This is a genomic window from Paenibacillus sp. FSL H8-0332 (assembly GCF_037963835.1).
Taxonomy (GTDB): Bacteria; Bacillota; Bacilli; order Paenibacillales; family Paenibacillaceae; genus Paenibacillus_AQ; species Paenibacillus_AQ rhizoplanae.
The window spans coordinates 5441751-5463522 of record NZ_CP150145.1; the positions used below are offsets into that span (position 1 = coordinate 5441751).

The window sequence follows — 21772 nt, forward strand, 5'->3', positions numbered from 1 at the left end:
CTTCACCTGGCCGCATGTTATTTCACCCGGTCTTTCAGCAACTCGAGCATACGTGTGTAAAATTCTGGTTTAAAATGAATGCCGTCCGAACTATACAAATGGGGGCTATCCGCAAATATGGAGGATAAATCGGCAAATCCGACCTGCTTCTTGTCCGCCAGCTCTTTTAATCCTTGGTTGTAATCGTTGATATTTTTGTAGCGTGGTTCCACTTGTTCAGCTTCCGGCGTAACCGGAGTAACCGGTAAAACCGTTACGGATGCCTTCGGAAGCTTCTCCTTGATGCTGTCGATCAATTGGGCGTAGAAATCCAGTGAATACTGCTTGGGGTTATCGGTAATTTGCGGCGGCAATAGAATATCGTCGGAGCCCAGCATGATCAATACATGCTGCGGATTCCGCTCTGCCAGCTTATCGACATCTCCACTCATCAGAGATAGCTCGGTAGTCTTTCCGGCACCTGCCACTACATTGAACTCGTCCAAAATATCATGGTAAGATAGTGCCTCTGTAATCGAATCTCCCAGAAATACGCTGTTCTTAAATATCGTTTTATAGGAAGTTTGGTTTGACTTCTCTAAGGGAGCTGCTTCATTAGCTTGTGGCTGAGACGTCGCGTTTTGCGGATGTTGCCCATTCCCGCATGCTGCCAAGGTGAGTGTGGTGCTGCCTATAACTAGCGTTGATATGATTTTTTTAAACATGAACATCGTCCTCTCTTCATCTAAAATTAAGTAAAGAATAACAGGGAGAGATGCAGAACAAGTGCAGAGGAAATCAACGTCATATCAAAAAATGACAAAAGAAAAAGCGCAGAACCAAGGTCTGCACTTTCTTCCGTATTCCTACGCTTTTTTATTCAATTGAAAATAAAACATCACTCCATCGGAGGTATTGTTAACGCCGTAAGCCGCGCCGTGCATCTCCAAAATTTTTTGGGAGATGGCAAGACCCAGCCCCGTCCCGCCGGTCGACCGGTGGCGGGAGGTTTCCCCGCGGTAGAAACGGTCCCATATTTTCCCGAGCTGCTCGTCCGGGATATGGGCACCTTTATTTTCGATACAAATTTGAACGGTGTCCCTCTCTTCCGAGGTGGTTACGAGTATAGATTCATGCTCCGGCGTATACGAAATCGCGTTGGTAAGGAAATTGACGATGACCTGCTCTATACGACGCTCGTTCCCCTCGACTAGGGCAGGTATAAGCGAAGTGCTGAGAAGCAGCCGCTTGGCTTCAAAGTCCGGCGTTAATTTAGTGCATACCCGCTCGATAAGCGTATCAATATAGAATGAACCGACGTCCATTTTATACGTACCGGATTCATATTTTGCCAATTCCAGCATATCCCCGATCAGCACATTCATCCGGCTGACTTCGTCTTCCATCGCCGCAAAATAATGATCCCGCTTATGGCTTGCCACCCCGTCCTTCAAAATGGCAAGGCAGCTCTGAATGACGCTTAACGGAGTCTTCAGCTCATGGGATACGCCGGATATAAATTCTTTTCGCGTATGCTCCAGCTGCTTTTCCTTCTCGATATCCTGCTCAAGCTGGAGAATATGGGAGTGCAGGCGCTCGGAGAGCTCGTTGATATTGCCCGACAAGTCTCCGATTTCATCCTTCGTTGTGATGGGGATTTTCTCCGAGAAATCGAGGTTTGCCATTTGCCGGGTGGTACGGTTGATACGCAGCAACGGCCGGGCGATCTGACGGGAGTAGTAAAACGATGCTAGTAGCGCGAGCAGCAAGGTCGCAATAATGATATACACGTAGTAATCTTTTATGATTCCTACGGCTTCATTAACAGGCTGCAGCGACGTCATCGCGAACAGGTATGTGGGATTTCCGTCGCGATCTTGGGTCCGGTCCACGAAAATTTTGTAGCTCACGTGATTTTCTTCAACATCTACGATCTGTTGTGCGTTCGTGACATCCTTAAAGTCGCCGTACAATAGATCCGCCTGGAAAGCTTTGATACGGTCCAGAAACAAGTGATTGGTGTACCGCGAGACTCCCGCCCCTTCCGGTACCCGAACTTTCGTAATGGTTCCTTTGACCAGAAAGGAGGAATATTGCTCACGATATTGGACCGCGCTCAATCGGCCTAGTACCTCGTACTCCTTGCTCACCATCTGATGATTCTCCAGCCGGCTCTCATCTCTCAGATTGGAACTGTTCCTTCCCATCCGCTGGATCACTGGCTGGTTGTTCATGATCAAGCCTTCCATGGCGATCATCCCCCCTTCTTCAATCCAGGGAGTGAGGAACGTTTGACTACTGCTGAAGTCCTCTATGTTGATGAAACTGTATAGAGGTACGGTTATCGTTGTGTCAGAAAGCGCCGGTTCTTCCGAAGGCTCCAGCTTAATTTCCATGAAGAAATCGCCGGCATACTTTATATTTCCGCGGATGTCCAGAGCCGCGATCCAGGTGTTATGCTTTTGAAAAAAGTCTTGCTCCAGCTTGGCCATCTCCTGCGTGCCCGAGGCCTGATTCAGATAGTCTTGTTCATAAGCCTGAAGCGCCGCGTTAACGTTCTCCACTTTTTGATGAACATAAAACTGTTTGAAAAATACGGTTTGCAAGGTGAAAATAACGGCGATCAGGAACAGGCACAACCCCGCTGTCAACAGGAACAGCTTCAGAACAATCCCCTTTTTCATAGCTCGTCCTCGAATTTATAGCCTGAACGCACAACCGTAACAATCTGTTTGGCATGTCTCCCCAGCTTGGAACGCAAATTGCGGATATGGCTGTTGACCGTACGATCATCGCCCGCGAAATCATATCCCCAAATTTTCGTAATCAGTTGCTCCCTGCTGATGATGATCCCTTTGTTTTTCAACAGATAGGCCAATATTTCGAATTCCGTATGCGTTAGACCGGAGCTTGTACCGTCAATCGAAACGGTTCGGGATGGAAAATGGATCGAAATACCTCCGCTGGACAAGGTGTCGCTCTCATGCTCGCGGGTATGCCTGCTCCCCAGCAGCCGCTTTGCCCGTGCCAACAGGATTGAAGGGCTATAAGGCTTGGTTACGTAGTCGTCAGCGCCAAGCTCGAACCCAAGCAACGTATCGTCCTCATCAGAACGGGCCGTCAATAGGATGATCGGCACATTCGACGTCTTGCGGATGCGCCTGCACACGGACCATCCATCCAGTTCAGGCAACATGATGTCCAGTAAAATCAAGTCCACCTCATGTTCTTGAAATAACGAGACCGCTTGTTTCCCATCGACGGCCTCAATCACACGATAACCCTCTTCAAGCAGATAATCTTTCATGATTTCGCGTAAAATATTTTCATCTTCTACAATCAATATCGTTTTTGACATATGATAACCTCACCCTTTTTTGTAGAACCAGGAACGCACAGCTCATAGAATTGCCAAGGTACACCGTTAAGTTTACCCTATGCAGATAAAGATCATATGCAGATGAACTGCAGATCGAGTGAATAACCTGACTACATAATACTTAGGTAGACTATATAATAATTCAGCCCTGCCAACTAGGATAGTTAGCGTGTAGGGTTGTCTGAGATCCAGAACAGCATCATTGTCTATATCTACAGGAAGCTAAGAGAAATGAGTTGAAACCTTACAGGGATTGGGTTTATCTCATTTTAGATCGAGTTACAGCTAAAAGGGAAAACATACATCTACAAAACATTTTACGGTAACAAAACACAGCAAAAGAGCCGTCCGGGATTACTCCTGTGGCGGCTCTTTTTCATAAATCAGTATTCCCTCTATCCCGCATTCAAAATAATCACAGAGTTTGGCCAGTAAATCGCTTGGATAGTGCCTCAGCTCATCATTGGACATTTTTCGGATTGTTTCAAATCGATTAAGCGTGTTGATTTCCAAAAAAAAGGGACAAAAAAGGCCGCCATTTCGGGTAATGGTAAGTACGACCAAACCAAACCGAATCACCCTCTGGGTGAAGGTTGCTGGTGCCTTCTCTCACCGGTCGCTTGTGAGGAGCAGTATTGTTGCACTTTTTGAAGGATTCCTCTAAAAATGTTACGGACTACGCTATATTGTTGTATTATTTGCACAAATTTCAGTGTTTAGAGCAAGTTAGTGCTGGATTTGTTGCATTTCGTGCAGAATTTCAGCATAGACCGCTTCTACGGGGCAGTATTGTTGCAATTCTTGCAGGATTTCTCTACAATGTTACAGGCTGCGGAGCCTGAGGTCCATCCCTCTTCGCAGCAGCACCGATTGTATTCGGTTTTCATATACATTCCATCTGCTCCTCAACCTTATCCACAACAAAAGAAAATCATAATTTCCTCGAAAACAATAAAAAACAAGTCTCTCTAAATTTCTAGAGCAGACTTGTCAAAACTACATCAATTATATATAGAACATGTAATTGTCCGCCTGGCTCTCTTCCTTGAAGTTGATCAGGTCGGATAAAGTGGTGGAGTCCAGGACGTCGGCGATGCTGTCGCGGATGCGCAGCCAGAGGTCGCGCTTGGCCGGGTCGTCTTCTTCGGTGAAGTCTACCGGGGAGATTGGGCCTTCCAGGACGCGGATGATGTCTCCGGCGGTAATGGTGCTGGTCTCGCGGGCCAGTATATAACCGCCGTAGGCTCCGCGGATGCTCTTCACCAGGCCTGCATTGCGCAGCGGGGCGATGAGCTGCTCGAGGTAATGCTCGGACAGTCCGTTTTTCTCGGCGATGCTCTTAAGTGAGGTAGGCCCTTCGCCGAATTTCAGGGCAAGCTCCATCATAATGGTTAATCCGTAACGTCCTTTGGTTGATATTTTCAAAGGGGCACCTCTTTCGGTTTAGTTGCATATCAATGTATTCCGATGTTTGCTCTCAGCTTATGTTATCATATCTATGGACACATTTGGAACAGCAAACGGCAATAATTCGCGATTTTGTTCGCCACTGGTGGACAAATTGTCAATTTCGGGCCGTTTTTCGCTATATTCTATAGCCTACGTGTCCTCGTTTGGGGTAGACAGGTATGTTATAATACACAATGAGCCGGGTGTTCAGTGAGAACGCCGGTATTTTGTGTACAGAAAATGGTGATCACGATGACAAAAGCTAATCAGGATATCCGGGTCGTCGTCGGGATGTCGGGCGGAGTGGATTCCTCCGTTACAGCGCTGCTGCTGAAGCAGCAGGGATATGACGTCATCGGCATCTTCATGAAGAATTGGGATGATACCGACGAGTTCGGCGTATGTACGGCCGAGACCGATGCCGAGGATGTGCGCCGCGTCTGCGAGCAGATCGATATTCCTTACTATACCGTTAATTTCGAGAAGGAATACTTTGATAAAGTCTTTTCCTATTTCCTTGAAGAATATAAGGCTGGCCGGACCCCGAATCCGGATGTGATGTGTAACCGCGAGATCAAGTTCGGCGAATTTCTCAATAAGGCGCTGCAGCTTGGCGCAGATTATGTCGCTACGGGGCACTACGCCCGGGTCGTAGAAGAAGACGGCCTGTTCAAGCTGCTGCGCGGCGTGGACAACAACAAGGACCAGACGTATTTCCTCAATGCGCTGAACCAGTACCAGCTCTCGAAGGCCATGTTCCCGATCGGGCATCTGCCGAAGCCGGAGGTACGCCGAATTGCCGAGGAAGCCGGACTCTATACCGCGAAGAAAAAAGACAGCACCGGCGTCTGCTTCATCGGAGAACGCAATTTCCGCGAATTCCTCAGCCAATACCTGCCTGCCCAGTCAGGCAATATGGTCGATGTCACTACGGGCGAAGTGAAAGGCCGCCATGACGGCCTCATGTACTACACGCTGGGCCAGCGCCAGGGGCTGGGTATCGGCGGCTCGGGGACAGGCGAGCCCTGGTTCGTGGCCGAGAAGGATCTGGCAAGCAACACCCTGTATGTGGTGCAAGGCGAGAAGCACATCAGCCTGTATTCGACCAGCCTTATAGCCTCAGGGGTGAACTGGATCGATCCGGATACCCTTGGCGATACGCCGCTGAAATGCACCGCCAAGTTCCGCTACCGCCAGCCGGATCAGGGTGTTACGCTGACGAAGCAGGCCGATGGAACCGTCCATGTGGCCTTTGATGTTCAGCAGAAGGCGATTACGCCCGGACAAGCCGTCGTCTTCTACCTGGGCGAGACATGCCTTGGCGGCGGAACCATCGAGACGGCCGACAAAGTCGCGCCGCTGGCGCAGGTGTAACTGCGGTCCTTCCAAGGAGCTGCCCTAATCAGGACAAATACCCTAACAGGTGAACAGCGCTCTGGTGCTCAGCCCAATGTATTCGGTTTTTCGCGTACATGCTTCTTAGTACATTCAAAAAAGAACCTTCAACTCCACACGCTGTGGTTTTGAAGGTTCTTTTGGCTGAAATTATACGGGGCAATGCTCAGGTTGATTTACCTGGCTTTGAGGCAACAGGCTTCAGCCTTATTGCGGCTGAACGCCCCAGACCCGTACACCGTTCAGATACAGCGGCACCCGGTTCCAATCTGTGAACGACGTTTTGGTTGCATCATAGGAGTAATCGTCAGCCTCATTGTAATTGCTCCAGTCAGTCTTGTTAATGCGCAGTTGAATCTCGCCGGTATTCGCACCTGCTGCCAGACTGCCGGCGCCGGCACTGAAGGAAATCTCCAGATAGTGGTCTGCGCCTGTAACTGCTGAATCAAGCTTCACGAAGCTGCCCAGCACATTGCTGCCGCCAAGGGCAGCGTAGTCGACATAGAACTGCTGTGCCCGCTCGCCGTCAATCGTGTAGTAATACCGGACCTTAACCTTGCTGAGGTCTACCGCTGTGGTCCCGTTATTGACAATCCGCAGCTGCGGACGGAACTGCGCGTCTGTGGCGTTCGTATCCGTTGTACGGTATTGAACGACCAGATTCCCTACGGCAGGCGTAGCGGTTGGCACGGTTGTCGGTGTAGCCGTTGGTGCGACTGTCGGTGTAGCGGTTGGCACAGTTGTAGGTGTAGCCGTCGGTGCGACTGTCGGTGTGGCTGTTGGTACTGTTGTCGGTGTAGCTGTCGGTGTTGCTGTCGGAGTAGCCGTTGGCGTAGTTGTAGGAGTAGCTGTCGGCATAGGGCCACTGCCGTTATTAATTAGCCGGTCATATTCGGCATAGGCTGTAGCCATATCCACCTGTGACCAGAAGCGGTGATAAGTGAACTCAGGTGCGCCATTGTCCCAGGTCTTAGTGGTTTTATTGTAGGAGGTATTGTATTTGCCTTCGAGATAACTCCACTTGGGATCATTTTTGATATCCGGGAGAATATCGGTGTAGCTCGCATACACTCCATTGCCGCCCTTAGCCGGGTCAGATGGCACTGTCGCGTTCCCCGGAATGGTATTGCCCTGGCCGAAGGTACCGCTCCAGCCTGCCGGGAAATAGACCTCTTTGGTGAAGAACCGGAAATAATCGGCACGCTTCTCCAGAGTGGTAATTCCAAGTCCGTCATTGTAGCCCCAGGCGGTATCCAGCATGGACTTAGCCAGTTGCGAAGCCGTTCCGCCGAGCGTAGTATAGTTGCCATGCTCTGCTTTGTTTCCTGCGGCGAAGAACGTGAGGGCTTTAACATAACTGCCCAGTACGCCCGTATCCTGCCCCGGGTCTTTGGTCACTGCCTTCAGGCTGCTGTTGCCGTTAAAAGAACTGAAGCTACTCCAGGTATCCGGCTGGCCGTGCCACTCCACATTACCCGGAATCCAGAATTCGCCGGGTGCGGATACGGTGGCAACCTGCGGGTTGGCTCCGCCCAGAATCCGGTTGCCTTGCTGGTCCAGATAGTAGCCGGCGGCATCCGTTACCGGACGGCTGCCCGCAAAAGCATAATCCGTAGACCAGTCAATCCAGTTCTCGATAACCCGTTTGGCCATTTTGAAATTAGCCGAGGTGGTATCCCCGCTGGAAGCCAGGATATAATACAGCTCTGCTACGCGCTCCATGCTCCAGGACTGCATCCCGAACCAGTTGTTGGATGGCGGGTCCTGATAGACAGGAGCCTCGTCGTAAAGCATGCCGTAGAATGTGCTGGCCCCGGCGGGATAAGCGCTGTAAGAACCGCCGTAGCTGTTGGTTGCGCCGCCTGCAATAGCTCCTTCAGAGGATTGCAGCCAGTTGTAGAATTCCAGTTGACGAGTCAGCGATTTGCCCCAATCCGTTCCGGCTGTTGCGGATGATGGAATCAGTCCTCCGGCTGCGGTGGACAGCGCATAGGCTGCAACCACATTCTGGTACCCTTGGTGGGCATGGCTGGCGCCGATTCTCCAGGCCCAGTCTCCGCCTGCTCCCAGACCGCCGCCCCAGGAGGTATACCAGGCCATCAGGTACTGGTTGGAATCTTTACCGGTTCCCGGCTGAGGTGAACCGCCCGCAGCACTGCCAACCTTCTGGAAGTACTTATCGTACATGCCGTAACGGAGGAAGTCGCCCATTTTCTTGGCTTTGTTCAGATAGACCGTATTGGTATAGCCAAGATCCTTGGCCCAGTACATGGCCTGCACAGCGCGTGCATCGGCGTCTGTAGCATTCGTGTAACGCCACTGCGCGGAAGGCGCACTATTTTCCTTGGTGAACAGGCTCATGAAGCCTTCATTCGGCTTGCCGAAGGTCTTGTTATCCTGTGAAGGATGGGAGACCGCCTCCCACACCGATTCCTGCACGCCGCGCTGGAAGGTGTTCACATAGCTGGCGGTATGCGTAGGATTCAGCAAGTTGCCGAAGCCATACCAGTTGTCCACATCCACCAGCCAGTGCATCAGATAGGTCTGGTTATTGCCGTAGGTGGACTTCAGCTCTGCATCGAGCGGGTCCTTACCCGGAGTGTACTTGCCGTTCAGTGCGCTTGGATACTGATCCGGCTGAGGAAGCTCTGAGGCGTAGGTGGCCGGGCTGTTCGGGTTGTAGCTGCTCATGGTCGGCTGCTCCTGCACGCCGTCGCCTTCATTAATCGGAATGATGTATTTCTCCATGTTGTCCCAGGCCGATTCGAGCTTGCTCCAGTCCCCGGTATTATGGCCGTACAGCACTTCAAGCCACATCCAGTAGCTATAGGCCTCGGAGGTAGTCATATGCCCATAGTTGGGCGCCTCGCTGAGCAGGGTCTCTACCGCATGATACGGGATGCCTTCAGCCGAGAAATACCCGCTGGCCGGGTCCTTCAGCTGGTCATACAATTGCAGGAATCTGGTCTTCTCCACCGATGCCGCCTTGGCGGTTCCCGGGCTGAAGTTTAAGATTCCGCCGGTGAGGGAAAGGGTCAGAACGGCAGTCATGACTATGGAGGCCGGTTTCTTGAATGAACTTAGCTTCATTTTCATCATTTCGGCATACTTCCTCTCTGGTATGGTTTAGGGTTCGAGGCCCCAGACAAGTGTTCCTGCACGGTACAGAGTGACTTTGTTCCAATCCGCGAAGGTCTGCTGGGTTCCGCCATAGGAATAGTCGTTGCTCTCATTGTAGGCCGTCCAATCTGCCTTGTTGAAGCGTACCTGAAGCTCCCCGCTGTCTGCTCCTGGCGCCAGGCTTCCTGCTCCTGCCGCAAAAGAAATCTCCAGATAAGAGTCGGCCAGGGTAACAGGAGCACTAAGCTTCCCGAAGCTTCCGTTCAGGTTCCCGCTGCCGACAGCAGCATAGTCACAGTGGAATTCCTGCGGCTTGTCCCCGTCAACAGTGTAATAGTAACGCAGCTTCAGACCGCTCAGCGAAATGGCTTCTGTGCCTGTATTAACAATCCGGAACTGGCTGCGGATCTGTGAATCGCCAGGACTTGTGTCATTGGTACGGTACTGCACGCGTAAGGCTCCTGTCGTTGGCGTGGTGTCCTCGCGCGGACGGGCCGTAGCCTGTACAGACGCTGTACTCTCCCCTACGCTGTTCGAAGCGGTTACCACATAATAATAGTCCACTCCGTTCGTCAGTCCGCTGTCGCTGTAGACTGCTGAAGTAGCCGTACCCACTGTAGTGTACGGTCCGCCGCTCACCAGCGAGCGCTTGACTGTATACTTGGATGCACCGCTGACCGTATTCCAGCTCAAGGCCACACTGGCATTGCCAGGCACAGCCTGAAGGCCGGCCGGACGTCCCGGAACCTGCGGTTCACCTGGTGTTCCACCGCCGGAAGGCAGCTCCCCGTATACTTTGACGCCTGCATCGTATACCGGGATATACGGGTTCTTCGTTCCCGAGGAAGCATTCGCAGCCACTCCCTTGAAGGAGAAGTCATTGCTGTTGTCCCAGAACGTCGTGTTCAGCGGTGCTGCAATCCGGAACTGAACCTCCTTGCGGTAAGCAGACTGTCCGCCCGGATAGATCGGGGTGCCGGAGAAATCTACTTTGGTGTAATAGATATGGTTCGCTTCATCATAAGGCAGCAGCTGTGAGACAGTGGCTCCCTGGTTATAGCCACCGGCCTTAACAGTGATATCGCCGGGACCATATCCCGCCGCAACAGCTTCGCTGATGTCCAGATAGTAATTGAAGGACAACTGGCTGCTCGAGCGGGCAGGCCATGCTGAACGGTTATTGAGAACCGCGCGGATCTCCACAAAATTGCTGCCGCTCGCATTCACGGAAGTTTCCGTGAACATCTCATCCTCACGCGTTTCGGCCGGCGGGAAGTTCGCAAGCGGGCTCTGCCCCTGTCCGTGAAGCATCATCATCCGGGCCAGAGAGCCGGTAAAGGCTGAATTGTAATCGGTTGCAACTTCATTAGAGACATAATCGCTGATCGTATCGGTGTAAGCATCGGTCTTGGAGGGTCCGCCAACGAGTGCGCCATAGAGCACATGCCGGTGGTTGGCCGGAGTGGTCTGGCTGTCGCTCCAGGAGCCGTGTGAGGTGCGGTGGTGAGGATGCTCAGGTGCATTCGCGCCGAAGCCGATCACATAGCTGCTATTGCGAGGATTATCGCCCAGCATATAGTTAATCTGGCGCTCTGCGAAGGCCTGGGCGGTATTTTTTTTCACCGGATCAGTAACCCAGTCTGCATAGACAAAAGCCAGAAAAGCATGGTTGGCTGCATAACGCAGCGCCCCCCATTGATCCAGATGGGCCAGCCCGCCTGGAGTATACGCTACCCGGTCAGAGGTGCCGTTCACCCCGGTCGTCCAGAACTGCATATTGCGTTCCGTGGACTGGATGAACTTGGGATCATTCGTAATGCGGGACAGCAGGAGCTGCGCACCGTAATGCTTGTCATCCCAGGATTGGGTCCATTGATAACCCCAGTCTCCGGCTTGATTCGTGCCCCACAGATTGCTGGCGGCGACAGCCTTGTTCAGATAACTCTGCTCGCCGGTCGCCATATACAGCCAGACGCCGCCCCAGCTTAATTCATCGGCATAGCTGCTCCAGGAATTGTAATACTGCTTGGCGTCAGTGATGGTATCGGAGTAAACCCCCCGGTACGTATCAGCAAAATTGTATAATTGCTTGGCATGCAGCAGGAGCTTGTCCGCATAAGCGGCATCTGAATCCCTGAAAATAATGGAAGCCGAGGCAAGGGCGGCGGCAGTCTCGGCAGCCAGATCCGAGCCGGGATGGGCAGCATCAATCTTGTAGGACGGGCGCGCCATAGGCATGACCTCCGCCGGTCCCCACCAGTTATGGTCTGCCGTACCGTTACCTACCTGTCCCCATAGCTCATTCGGCGCAGTATGCGCTTTCACAAAATAGTCTGTGGCCCAGCGGATATTGTCCAGAATCTCATCAAGCTGCCCGGACTGCACGTAACCATCCTTGTATTCATAGACCGACCATGCCAGCATGGTCGCAGTATACGCCATCGGAAAGCCGAATTTGACATGATCCCCTGCGTCATACCAGCCTCCCGTCAGATCATGGCCGACATCGGCACCATCCTGCAGCCCCGAGTCACCTCTCCATTCCACGCGGTTGTTCGCCGGCAGCTCACCCGAACGCTGTGCCTCATAGAAATAGATCGATTTTTGCAGTGCCTCTGCATAATTGACTCCGGCGGTTGCGGCTTCGGTGACAGACGGGCGAACAGCCGTCCCTGTTACAATCGTGCAGGCTAACATCAGGCTTAGCGATGCGATACAGCCGGTCTTCCGTTTACTTTGACTCATCCTTACTCATCTCCCTTCGATTGCTTACTTGTTCAGTCCGTCAGGACTCAGGCACGCACAAATACCTCCCCAGTGTCCATAATTAGACATAGTATTTGGGCACGTTCCATTTACCACCTCCATATTACAAATTAAGGTAAATCCCCCCTACCTACACATATACCACATACAGTAAATTAATTCTATATATTTACATTATATTTTTCTGAGAATACCGGTTTTTTTGTAAAAATATTTCCATTTCCATCATATTTACAGCGTCAAAAAGAGCAGCCGCCTCCAGTTATGGAGAATGACTGCTCTCTATTTGTAAAATGTACAGTTGGCTGGAGCAGACGGAGCGAACTTTCATCGAAGCCCTACTGCCCGCGCCGCAGCTGCTGGTTATGGCGGATCTTGGCCTCGTTGCCCTGCTCGGTAGCCTGATAGAAGACCTTGCGGGAGATTGCCTTCGGCAGATAGTCCTGCTTCACATAGTGGCCAGGGAAATTATGCGGGTACTGGTAGCCCTCATGCCCCAGCTGGGCCGCACCTTTGTAATGGGTATCCCGCAAATGCAGCGGCACCTCGGCCGACTTCAGATCCTCCAGACTGTTCATGACGTTGGCGATAGCGGTCACTACCCCGTCTGATTTCGGACTCTCTACGGCGAATAGAATCGCCTGAGCGATATTCAGCTTCGCCTCCGGCCAGCCGTTATTACGGTAGGCATCCAGCGCACTAACTGCCTGGACCATCGCCTGCGGGTTCGCCAGACCGATATCCTCACTGCTGGCCGCGATCAGACGACGGATGAAGGTCATCGGGTCCATGCCAAGCTTCTCCACCGCGTAGAGAAACCAGAACAGGGCGGCGTCACTGGAGCCGCGGATGCTTTTGTGAAAAGCAGACAGCACATCGTACTGCGTCGATTCGTCCGCTTTGACAATCGGGCGGCGGATCGACTCCTCCGCTACCTCCAGCGTAATATGCACGCTGCCGTCACGCTCAGGGGCCGTAGTCATCGCCGCCAGCTCCAGAGCATTCAAGGCACGGCGGATATCGCCGTTCGCCATGGCGGCGATATGCAGCAGCGCGTCTTCATCTGCCTTCAGATCCATGAAGCCTAGCCCCCGCTGATCGTCAGCAAGCGCACGCTTCATCGCGATCAGGCTATGCCCGCTGGTCAGGGACTCCAGCTGGAATAAGGTCGAGCGGCTCATCAAGGCCCCGTTCACATAGTGGAACGGATTCTCCGTTGTCGCACCGATGAAGGTAATCGTGCCCTTCTCCACGGCCGGCAGCAGCGCATCCTGGCGGGAGCTGTTGAAGCGGTGTACCTCGTCCAGGAACAGAATCGTCTTCGAGCCGTACAGCGCCTTATTGCTCTGTGCGCGTTCAATGACCTCCCGCACATCCTTAACCGAAGCCTCCACCGCATTCAGCCGCACGAATTCACCTTGGGTGTGATGCGATATGATATGGGCCAGAGTGGTTTTGCCGCAGCCCGGAGGCCCGTACAGCAGGATAGAAGAGACCTGGTCCGCTTCAATCGCTCTGCGCAGCAGCTTGCCCTTGCCTACAATATGTTCTTGTCCGATATATTCATCCAGATTACCGGGCCGCATCCGGTCTGCAAGCAGCCGTCCGCTTCCCTGATCTTCACCCTGCGAGAATAAATCCATTCCTACACTTCCTTGCTATCATCTAAGATTTAGATAGAATACATACACTTCTCCTATCATACCATACCTGTGCTGGACGCAAGTGGAAATGGCTTTGCCGTCCTTTTAGGGGGGGAATTCTTTTATTTTTAAAAAGAGCATGACCCCGCCGCCACCGGCGGGAGCCATGCTCTTTGTTCTATAATTGAACTCATATAAGTTCTAAACTAGCGGTTCATCGCCAGCCGCATTTGCCGCATTTTTGAAATGATCTTGCGGATGCTTTCTTCGGATAAGTGATATCTCTTCTGTAGCTCGTTCACCGAGCAGCCGCTGCTGTGACTACAGAAGATCTCTTCGTTGCGGGCAGCAATCTCTTGCCGGGAGCCGCTGTTCTCGCCCCATCTTACCCGTTCTTCCGCTTTCTTCGGGATGTATAACAGCTCACCCTGTATGTAACCCTGCAGCTCTTCGAGCAGCCCCGGGGGGAGCACATCCTTTCCATTGACGTAACTCACGTTCAATTTCCTCCTTCAACAGGTGTGTTCCGTTCAGTCCGATCACTGTGCTGTTCTGAATAATCATTCCACCTGCCTCCTTTCTTCTCCTCAAATTTGGTAAATCACCTAAATTCATTATATTAAACCCTGCGGTTATCGTCTACATTCATTATGGATCAGCGATCTGTCAGTAATTGGTCAGTGTCATTCTATATATTGTAGTAGCCGGAATTACATATCCGCTCGTGTTCGCTCGTTATACATAAGGAGGCCTCGCGGCCTCCCGTTTAACAGGTCTCCGTCTTAGACGGAAACCACCTCGTATTCTGAAAACATAATCTTCAGCCTCCTTCCAGAAGTAATCTTGCCCGGCCGGACACTTATTATTAAGCCACAGGCCGCCCCGGGTTACAAGTTCAAGAATAGTTATAATCGTTCTCCACCTGAAGGCTGGCACGCGCACTCCTTTGGAAAGAGGAAGAATTCCAGAAGAATTAGAGTTAATTTTTTTGACGAAATACTAATTATTTAGTCGATCTCTGTCGAAATATATATTAAAATATCTAGTTACTTCGAGATATGGAAATAAATTTTAACTACCATCCATTCAGAAATTCAGGAGGAACTACCATGCCAACACCGAAAAAACCCCTTAAGCGCCTATTCCGTATCACGAAGCTCAGAACTGAACTGATGCTGCTTATCATTACAGCTATTGTGCTGCCCTCACTGGCTCTGGTGGCCATATCGACACAAACCTCAGAATCGGCTCTGCGCTCCAAAATGGAAGACACCACACGCTCAAGCATCCACCTCCTGGATAAAACACTGTCGCAGCTGATCCTGCTGGAGAGCGCCGGGGTGAATGAGCTGGCATACGAGATGAGCAGCGCCGGGCTTACGAACAATTCTCCACAGCTGCGCAAGCTGATTGACAGCTTCAAGCTGGAGCACCCTGAGGTAGATATCGTGGCGATAGGCAACGAGGATGGAAAATACATGTTCGCGCCGGATTCCAAGCTGGACAATTATGATCCCCGCGTACGCGACTGGTACATAGATGCACTTAAGACCCCGGAGACAACATCGGTGATCGATCCCATTTTCTCCAAAGTAACGAACAGCTACATTCTGCCGATCTCCAAGGCTTTTCCGGATGGTAAGGGCGTGGTTACGATCAGCATCAGCATGAAGGAGCTTATGGAGCTGGCGAAGAATGTCAGTCTGGGCGATAGCGGATATGTCTTCATCCTGGACGGCAATAACAAGGCGATCTACCACCCTGCCATGGAGGTTGCTTCGGAAGCCACAGGCGCAATGACAGCAGGAATCAAGCAAGGTCCGGCAGGTAAAATCTCCTACAAAGATGCTGCAGCCGATACGCAAATGGACGGATATTACATTACCAATGAGCTGACCGGCTTCACCTTGGCCGCAGTGCTTCCGGAGAGTGAATATACGAAGGCGGTCTACCCGATTCTGTACAAGTCAGCTATCGTTCTGGTGGTTGCGCTGCTGCTTGCCGCAGTGATTACCTTCCTGATTATCCGCCGGATTACCGGGCCGGTAGAACGCCTGAATCGTTCGGCCAAGCGGGTAAGCGAAGGGTATCTGGATGAATTCGTCCAGACCAGCCGCAGGGATGAGATCGGTCAGCTTGCCGGCAATTATAATGAAATGGTCTCTTCGCTGCGCACGATGGTGCAGGAGGTTGCCGAGACCTCCGGCCAGCTCGCCGCTGCCAGTGAACAGCTCACAGCCAGCACGGCCGAGAACAGCAAGGCGGTCGAGTATGTGACGGAGCTGGTCGAGGAATCTACCCGGGGCGTGGAGACCCAGGCCTATGCTTCTGCTGAAGTCGCTACAACGATGGAGGAGATGTCCACCGGTATCCAGAAAATCGCTTCCGCTTCAGAGGCGATTGTGAGCGCCGCTATACTTACGGAAACGGATGTCTCCACCGGCAGCTCCAGAATGCAGCAGGTCGGGGAACAAATGAAGACGATACGAGAATCGGTGCAGCAGTCCGGCACCCTGATCGCAGAGCTTAACGGCTTAAGCACCCGAGTGGCCGAGACCAGCACGGCGATCTCCGCCATTGCCAAGCAGACCAATCTCCTGTCGCTGAATGCCGGCATCGAGGCGGCCCGGGCCGGAGAACACGGCCGCGGCTTCGCCGTGGTTGCCGGTGAAGTGCGCAAGCTATCGGAGGCCACGAATAGCAGTGCCGGGCAGATTCAGGAGACCATCTCCGAGATGGTGGGTCTGATCGCCAGCGCTTATGATGTGATGAAGCATAAGGTGGCAGAGGATGTGGAGCAGGGCATGGCGCTTACTTTGGAGGCGAGCGAAGCCTTCCAGCAGATCGAGCAGTCCACCCGGCAGGTCGGTGAGCAGATTCATGAGGTCTCGGCCATTACGGAGCAAATGTCGGCCAGCAGCTCCGAAGTAGCCGCCTCCGTCCAGGAGATGGCCACCATCGCCCGGGCTGCACTCGACTCCTTCCAGAGTGTAACCGCAGCTACCGAGGAGCAGCTTGCTTCGATGGAGGAGATCACCTCCTCCTCTGCGGCGCTCTCCGGCATGGCTGCGGATATGCAGGGACAGGTGGAGCGGTTCCACTTCGAGCCGAAGGGCAAGGCTTAAGCCCAAGGGGAAGGATATGTGGTAGATAGTATCCGGCTGATGCTTCTGAGGACGATTGGTTAGCTTAGGGAGACGGCTTGGGGACGGACGATTGGTTAGCTTAGAGAGACGGCTTGGGGACGGACGATTAGTTAGCTTAGAGAGACGGCTTAGGGACGGACGATTAGTTAGCTTAGAGAGGCGGCTTGGGGACGGACAATTGGTTAGCTTAGGGAGGCGGCTTGGGGACGGACGATTGGTTAGCTTAGGGAGGCGCTTGGGGGACACTCCGCTGTTTAAGCGGCAGAATCCACTCAATCTTAATCCATGATGGAAGAACTTATGCGACCCGTGAATTCTTTAAGCAACCTCCCCATTCGTCATTCAACATTCGCCTACCTCTGTCGGCATCTGGCGTAATAAGGTTCACTAGTGCTCCTCATTGGCTCATTTGGATAGCGTCCAGTAAATTCAGGTGCACTAGTGCTCTTCATTTCCTCATCTGGCCCGTATCCGGTGAATTCAGGTGCACTAGTGCTCTTTATTTCCTCATCTGACCCGCATCCGGTGAATTCAGGTGCACTAGTGTTCCTTATTTGCCCATTTGGGCTGCGTCCAGTAAATTCAGGTGCACTAATCCCTTTGATCTCACCAGCTGCCTGATCTCTGCTGAATCAGAGGGACTTATCCCTTTGATCTCACCAGCTAGCCTGATCTCGGCTGAATCAGAGGGACTTATCCCTTTGATCTCACCGTCTAGCCTGATCTCGGCTGAATCAGAGGGATTTTTCCCTTTGTTCTCACCGTCTAGCCTGATTTCAACAGAATCAGAGGGACTAATCCCTTTGATCTCACCGTCTAGCCTGATCTCGGCTGAATCAGAGGGATTTATCCCTCCAATCTCACCAGCTAGCCTGGTTTCACCATGTAGTCTAGTTCACCAGCAAGCCTACTCTCACCATGTAGACCATCTAATCGACCTCGGTGTACCAAAGAAACCTCTCCTGTGAAATGGCAGATTCCATTTCACCAAAGAGAGGTTTCTTTTCGTTTTTTAAGATTGCACTACGCCTTAGTTCCCTTCAAGCTCCGGCCAGCCGGAGACGGTCTCCTCTGCGTTCAGTTGAACGTAAGGCGGCAATTCGCCGCCCCGCAGCAGCCACAGCTCATGCAGGGCACGTGTGCAGCCTACATACATCAGCTTCGCATCCCAGGCCGCCGCTCCGTAATGGGCGTTGTCTGCATCTGCCAGAATGACGGCATCGAACTCCAGTCCCTTGGACAAGTAGACAGGCAGGATCGACAAGCCGCCGCGGTATTCCGTGATGCTGCCGTCAATCAGATGAAGATCCTCGAACTGCGTGGCGAGCTCAGCGTACAGCACAGAGGCTTCCCGCAGGCTGCGGGTTAATACCGCTACTGTGCGGTATTCGCGCCCGGAGAGCTGCGCCAGCGCGCTCTTGACCGCGCTGAGCCGCTTGTCCGTGCCTGAAGCCGTTCCCGGCAGCACATCCTCCTCATAGGAGATCAGCCGCACAGGATTCCCGCTGCGGAAGACCGGAACGGCCAGCAGCTCACTGCCGACGCCCGCCGACAGAATGCCGTTAGCGAATTCAATAATTTCCATCGTTGAGCGATAGCTTCGGGTAAGTGCGTGGTATGCGGTGTATTCTTCAGCGAACAGCGTCTGCATCTCTCTCCACGCATGTACTCCCTTGTAGGCGTGGATGCCCTGCGACAAGTCCCCCAGAATGGTGAAGGAATGTCCCTTCACATATAGATCCAGTACGGCAATCTGAAACGGGGAGAAGTCCTGCGCTTCATCGATTACGATATGGTCAAAGCGCTCGATACCCTCATTGCCATTCAGAAGATAATGGATATAGAGCAGCGGAGGAAGATCCTCTTCGCGCAAAACCCCCTTCTTCAGCTCCTTGACGGTCTCCTTCAGCACGGCGGGCGGAATCTCTTCCGGTGCTGCTGCCGGCCAGTCCTCCGGCGCTTTCGCCGCCCGGAAGATCTGCTTGTAGATGGCGAGCGGCTCGTATTTCGGCCATTTGGCGCTGTAAGCCTTCTCGCGTGCCGCCCCCTTCTTCTTGCGCTCCTTCAGCGCAGCCGCTGATGGACTCTTCTTAAGCTCCATCTCGATCCAGCGGTGCAGCCGCGCCATCACGCGCTCCTTGCGCTTCGCCGGAGGATACGGCGCATATTCCTCGTTGTGCCAGCGCAGAATCACCTGGCGGCTCAGCACCGCCCCATCCCAAGGGCTGAAATCGCCCTCCGGCACAGCGCTGGTCTCCAGCAGCTTGACGCTGGATTCAATGACGCTCATCAGCACCGTCGAGCCTTTGAAGCGCCCGGGGGTCTCCTCCGTGATGACCGGCATCGCTCCCGCCGTCTCGAACCAGCGGCTCATGACCTCCGAAGCATCCTGCTCCGGCAAGTCCACATCCAGCACCTCGGCCGCCCAGTCCGGGAACGTGCTCTGGGCAATGTTCCCCACGCCCAGCTCCGGCAGCACATCTGAAATATAGTCCAGGAACATGCGGTTGGGGGCAAAAATTATCATTTTCTCCGCCGAGACCTGCTCCTTGTATTGATACAATAAGAACGCCAGCCGGTGCAGCGCAACGGTGGTCTTACCGCTGCCCGCGACCCCCTGGATGATCAGCGCCGTGTTCTTGGCCGCCCGGATAATCTTGTCCTGCTCCTCCTGGATCGTGGAGACGATGTCCCGCAGCCGGTTATCCTTGTTCTCCCCCAGCCGGTAGACCAGGAATTCATCCGATACCGCCGGTGCGTCGCTGTCACGGTTATACGTATCCGCCACCCGCTCCAGGATCTGCTTGCGGATCACCACGTTACGCTTGAGATAGACCAGCCCTTCGATCAGCCCCTCTGGTGCTTCATACGAGGCTGCTTCCGTTCCTCCGGTAAAAGAATAAAACAGGCTCGCCACCGGTGCCCGCCAGTCAATGACAAGCGGACGGTCGCTTACCTGCTCGCGGTCTACGCCGATTTTGCCGATATAGAGTGCCTTGCGGTCTTGCTCGTCATTGCCCTGAAAATCAAGCCGTCCGAAATAAGGCTCCTGCCTAAGCTTGGCAAGATCTTTGCGCCTCTGCTCCCTTGAATCCTCCAGCACTTGCTCCGTATAATCGTGTCCTGTGTAGACCGGAGTTCCGCGCAATCGTTCAAGGGTAGAGTCAATCTCTGTCAGCGCGTGGTTCAGCCTGTCTTCTTCCTCTTGATAGGCACTTTGAAAGTTGTCTTCCAATTTCAGTTACCTCCTAAAAGTTTTGCGGGCATTCGCTTCCTGAATCTCTCCGAGCAAAACTCGCTCCAGAAGCATGCACCTTAAGTTATGTGAGCTGTACATCATAACACAGCAGAGAGGGGAAAGCCATATTTTTCAAACTGCTGCCCGCGCTGCGAATAAGCGGAAGCAGAAGGGGAAGCAGCGCTCCCCCCCTCCCGCCTTTGCCGTTAGCCCATCAGCGCATGCAGCACGAAGTTCGCAATGAACAGTCCGGCAATGCCGTACAATGCAGGAGGAACCTCTTTGCCTTTGCCGGTAGCCAGCTTCACCAGCGGATAGGTGATGAAGCCAAACGCCATGCCGTCCACGATGCTATAAGTGAAGGGAATCATCACCATGACCAGGAACGCCGGGAACAGCTCCGTCATGTCGCTGAGATCCATCTCGCGCACACTCTGCACCATCAGGCCGCCGATAACAATCAGAATCGGCGCAATCGCGCTGTCCGGCACATAAGCCAGCAGCGGGATGAACAGGAAGGTCGCCCCGAACAGCAGGCCGGTGACGAGTGAGGTTAAGCCGGAGCGGCCCCCTGCCGCAATTCCGGCGGTGGATTCGGCAGCGGCGACCACCGGACTGCTGCCGAACAGACCTGCCGCGATGTTGGCGAGCGAGAGCGCCCGCAGACTGCTTTTGAAGCGTTCCGGGCGTCCTGCCATCAGCGTCTGGGAAGCGATCAGGCCGATATTCTCAAACACCACAATCAGCAGCAGCAGGAAAACGGCAATCCAGAAGACGAGGCTGACGAATCCGCTCCAGTCCATACTGGCGAACACGCTGCCGTAACCGCTGAACACATGCCCCGGCTCGGTATTCTTCGGCGCATGGGCGGCTCCCAGCAGATAGGCAAGCCCTGTGCCCACGAGCATACTGATCAGCAGACCGCCGCGCGTGCCGCGGATGAACAGTACCAGCGCCAGCAGCAGGGTCACCACCGAAGTAATGACGGCCGGATCACTGAAATGCCCGATGGCGACAAAGGTGGTGGCGTGGGCAATGACAATCCCGCTTTTTTGCAGGCCGATGAAGGTCAGGAACAGCCCGATGCCAACCGTTATCGCATGCTGCAGATTATGGGGAATCGCGTCGCTTAGGATACGGTAGAGAGAGGTGAAGGCCACAATGGCAAACAGCACACCCGTCACCACCACAACGGCAAGCGCCTCACGCCAGTCCAGCTTCATGGAATGCACCAGCGTATAGGTGAAAAAAGCGTTGATTCCCATACCCGGAACGACGATGATCGGTGTTTTGCCGCCAAAAGCCATCAGCAGGCAGCCTGTCACCGCTGTCAGCAGCGTGGCAACCATCCCGGCCCGCAGCGGCATGCCTGCATCTGCCAGGATCGCCGCGTTCACCATCACAATATATACCGAAGCGAAATACGACAGGATGCCGGCCGCCCATTCCTGCTTCCAGTTGTCGCCCGGTTCCATTCCCACACTATTCCGCCAAATATTCGATTTCATGTAACAACCTCCACTTAAGTTCATCTCATGTGATGTCAAGTATCTCCATCTAAAAGCCGTAAAATATCCCCACAAAGTGAGGGTTTGCTTCGATGTTTACTCAGGTACTTTGCGGGGGGCCCCAAAACATACCGTAATAAAAGGGCATA

The 21772-nt window shown here is 53.2% G+C and carries 13 protein-coding genes; 2 read left to right on the forward strand and 11 right to left on the reverse strand.

Annotated features, from left to right (window positions below):
* Positions 1–17 precede the first annotated feature (17 nt).
* The 5 genes from NST43_RS23470 to NST43_RS23490 form a co-directional block, all read right to left on the reverse strand.
* Positions 18–704: a GDSL-type esterase/lipase family protein gene (locus tag NST43_RS23470; RefSeq protein ID WP_209987584.1), complete on the reverse strand. Its 687-nt coding sequence runs from the start codon at positions 702–704 to the stop codon at positions 18–20.
* 141 nt (positions 705–845) lie between these two features.
* Positions 846–2663, reverse strand: a complete 1818-nt coding sequence (locus tag NST43_RS23475; protein WP_339219710.1) for a HAMP domain-containing sensor histidine kinase — start codon at positions 2661–2663, stop codon at positions 846–848.
* A complete protein-coding gene (locus NST43_RS23480) occupies positions 2660–3337 on the reverse strand; it encodes a response regulator transcription factor (protein ID WP_339219711.1) in 678 nt (225 codons plus the stop codon). The genes NST43_RS23475 and NST43_RS23480 overlap by 4 nt, the downstream gene beginning before the upstream one ends.
* A gap of 375 nt (positions 3338–3712) precedes the next feature.
* Positions 3713–3829 carry a helix-turn-helix domain-containing protein gene (locus tag NST43_RS23485; protein WP_339225513.1) on the reverse strand — a complete coding sequence of 39 codons (117 nt, stop codon included), beginning with the start codon at positions 3827–3829 and terminating at the stop codon, positions 3713–3715.
* Between the two features lie 534 nt (positions 3830–4363).
* Positions 4364–4783, reverse strand: coding sequence for an Rrf2 family transcriptional regulator (locus NST43_RS23490; protein WP_036690517.1), 420 nt, complete (start codon positions 4781–4783; stop codon positions 4364–4366).
* A gap of 276 nt (positions 4784–5059) precedes the next feature.
* Between NST43_RS23490 and mnmA the strand changes: the two genes are divergently transcribed.
* Positions 5060–6181 carry a tRNA 2-thiouridine(34) synthase MnmA gene (gene mnmA, locus NST43_RS23495; RefSeq protein ID WP_339219714.1) on the forward strand — a complete coding sequence of 374 codons (1122 nt, stop codon included), beginning with the start codon at positions 5060–5062 and terminating at the stop codon, positions 6179–6181.
* A 228-nt stretch (positions 6182–6409) separates the two neighbouring features.
* On the opposite strand, the gene NST43_RS23500 is transcribed toward mnmA, so the two are convergent.
* From NST43_RS23500 to NST43_RS23515, 4 genes are all read right to left on the reverse strand, one after another.
* On the reverse strand, positions 6410–9298 hold the full coding sequence (locus tag NST43_RS23500) for a glycoside hydrolase family 48 protein (RefSeq protein ID WP_339225514.1): 2889 nt from the start codon (positions 9296–9298) through the stop codon (positions 6410–6412).
* A gap of 30 nt (positions 9299–9328) precedes the next feature.
* Positions 9329–12067 (reverse strand): glycoside hydrolase family 9 protein, encoded by a 2739-nt coding sequence (locus NST43_RS23505; RefSeq protein ID WP_339219716.1) that lies wholly within the window; start codon positions 12065–12067, stop codon positions 9329–9331.
* Between the two features lie 359 nt (positions 12068–12426).
* Positions 12427–13731: a replication-associated recombination protein A gene (locus tag NST43_RS23510; RefSeq protein WP_209987567.1), complete on the reverse strand. Its 1305-nt coding sequence runs from the start codon at positions 13729–13731 to the stop codon at positions 12427–12429.
* A 206-nt stretch (positions 13732–13937) separates the two neighbouring features.
* Positions 13938–14228, reverse strand: coding sequence for a CD3324 family protein (locus NST43_RS23515; RefSeq protein ID WP_209987564.1), 291 nt, complete (start codon positions 14226–14228; stop codon positions 13938–13940).
* Between the two features lie 612 nt (positions 14229–14840).
* On the opposite strand from NST43_RS23515, the gene NST43_RS23520 reads away from it, so the two are divergent.
* Entirely contained in the window at positions 14841–16856 is a 2016-nt protein-coding gene (locus NST43_RS23520; RefSeq protein ID WP_339219718.1) for a methyl-accepting chemotaxis protein, read from the forward strand.
* Positions 16857–17907: 1051 nt separating this feature from the next.
* On the opposite strand, the gene NST43_RS23525 is transcribed toward NST43_RS23520, so the two are convergent.
* A complete protein-coding gene (locus tag NST43_RS23525; protein ID WP_339219719.1) occupies positions 17908–20112 on the reverse strand; it encodes a UvrD-helicase domain-containing protein in 2205 nt (734 codons plus the stop codon).
* 209 nt (positions 20113–20321) lie between these two features.
* Positions 20322–21623, reverse strand: a complete 1302-nt coding sequence (locus NST43_RS23530; protein ID WP_209994235.1) for an NCS2 family permease — start codon at positions 21621–21623, stop codon at positions 20322–20324.
* Between the last annotated feature and the right edge of the window lie 149 nt (positions 21624–21772).

Excerpts from the sequence above, each read along its gene's own strand:
- mnmA (WP_339219714.1), top strand. The coding sequence starts at position 5,060 with ATGACAAAAGCTAATCAGGATATCCGGGTCGTCGTCGGGATGTCGGGC.
- NST43_RS23530 (WP_209994235.1), bottom strand. The coding sequence starts at position 21,623 with ATGAAATCGAATATTTGGCGGAATAGTGTGGGAATGGAACCGGGCGAC.
- NST43_RS23480 (WP_339219711.1), bottom strand. The coding sequence starts at position 3,337 with ATGTCAAAAACGATATTGATTGTAGAAGATGAAAATATTTTACGCGAA.
- NST43_RS23520 (WP_339219718.1), top strand. The coding sequence starts at position 14,841 with ATGCCAACACCGAAAAAACCCCTTAAGCGCCTATTCCGTATCACGAAG.
- NST43_RS23470 (WP_209987584.1), bottom strand. The coding sequence starts at position 704 with ATGTTTAAAAAAATCATATCAACGCTAGTTATAGGCAGCACCACACTC.
- NST43_RS23510 (WP_209987567.1), bottom strand. The coding sequence starts at position 13,731 with ATGGATTTATTCTCGCAGGGTGAAGATCAGGGAAGCGGACGGCTGCTT.
- NST43_RS23505 (WP_339219716.1), bottom strand. The coding sequence starts at position 12,067 with ATGAGTCAAAGTAAACGGAAGACCGGCTGTATCGCATCGCTAAGCCTG.
- NST43_RS23500 (WP_339225514.1), bottom strand. The coding sequence starts at position 9,298 with ATGAAAATGAAGCTAAGTTCATTCAAGAAACCGGCCTCCATAGTCATG.
- NST43_RS23475 (WP_339219710.1), bottom strand. The coding sequence starts at position 2,663 with ATGAAAAAGGGGATTGTTCTGAAGCTGTTCCTGTTGACAGCGGGGTTG.
- NST43_RS23485 (WP_339225513.1), bottom strand. The coding sequence starts at position 3,829 with ATGTCCAATGATGAGCTGAGGCACTATCCAAGCGATTTACTGGCCAAA.